Source organism: Acetobacter estunensis, assembly GCF_019083805.1.
GTDB lineage: Bacteria > Pseudomonadota > Alphaproteobacteria > Acetobacterales > Acetobacteraceae > Acetobacter > Acetobacter estunensis_A.
In genome coordinates this window covers 1-1031 of sequence record NZ_JAHRDV010000037.1, presented here as the reverse complement: position 1 = coordinate 1031, position 1031 = coordinate 1, and the positions used below count along the sequence as shown (strand labels likewise).

Genomic DNA, 1031 nt, shown 5'->3' with positions numbered 1-1031 from the left:
CGCGCGGTGGCGGCGGGGCTGCCCAGACGGATGCCCGAGGTGATGGCGGGTTTTTCGGGATCGAACGGCACGGCGTTCTTGTTGGCCGTGATGCCCGCACGCTCGAGCGCCTTTTCGGCGGCCTTGCCGGTCACCTTCTTGGGACGCAGATCGACCAGCAGCAGATGGCTGTCGGTGCCGCCCGTGACCAGATCGAAGCCGCGCGCGAGCAGTGTCTCGCCCAGCGCCTTCGCGTTGGCGGCCATGGCCTGCTGATACTGCTTGAACTCGGGCTTCAGTGCCTCGCCGAAGGCCACGGCCTTGGCGGCGATGACATGCATCAGAGGACCGCCCTGCAGGCCGGGGAAGACGGCGGAGTTGATCTTCTTGGCCAGCGCCTCGTCGTTGGTGAGGATCACGCCACCGCGGGGACCGCGCAGGGTCTTGTGCGTGGTGCTGGTGACGATGTCGGCGTGCGGCAGCGGGTTGGGGTAGAGACCGGTGGCCACGAGTCCGGCGAAATGCGCCATATCGACCATCAGCAGCGCGCCGACTTCATCGGCGATCTTGCGGAAGCGGGCGAAGTCGATGATGCGCGGATAGGCAGAGCTTCCGGCGACGATCAGCTTGGGCTTGTGCTCGCGGGCGAGGGCTTCCATCTGGTCGTAGTCGAGCAGGCCGTCCTGCTCACGCACGCCATACTGCACGGCGTTGAACCACTTGCCGGAGTAGTTGGGTGCGGCGCCATGGGTGAGGTGCCCACCGGCGGCCAGCGACATGCCCAGCACGGTGTCGCCAGGTGTGACGACGGCCATGAAGGCGGCCTGATTGGCATTGGCGCCCGAGTGCGGCTGGACGTTGGCGAAGCCTGCGCCGAAAATCTGCTTGACGCGGTCGATGGCGAGGATTTCGACCTTATCGACCTCTGCGCAGCCGCCGTAGTAGCGGCGTCCGGGGTAGCCTTCGGCGTATTTGTTGGTCAGCACGCTGCCCTGGGCCTGAAGCACGGCTTCGGAGACCATGTTCTCGGAGGCGATCAGTTCGATCCCGTC

General features: G+C 66.1%; 1 protein-coding gene. It reads right to left on the bottom strand.

The window, feature by feature from the left end; genetic code table 11:
• Window positions 1-1031, bottom strand: a 1031-nt coding sequence (gene glyA, locus KUA11_RS16920) for a serine hydroxymethyltransferase (RefSeq protein WP_217412195.1), incomplete at both ends; no start/stop codon positions are given.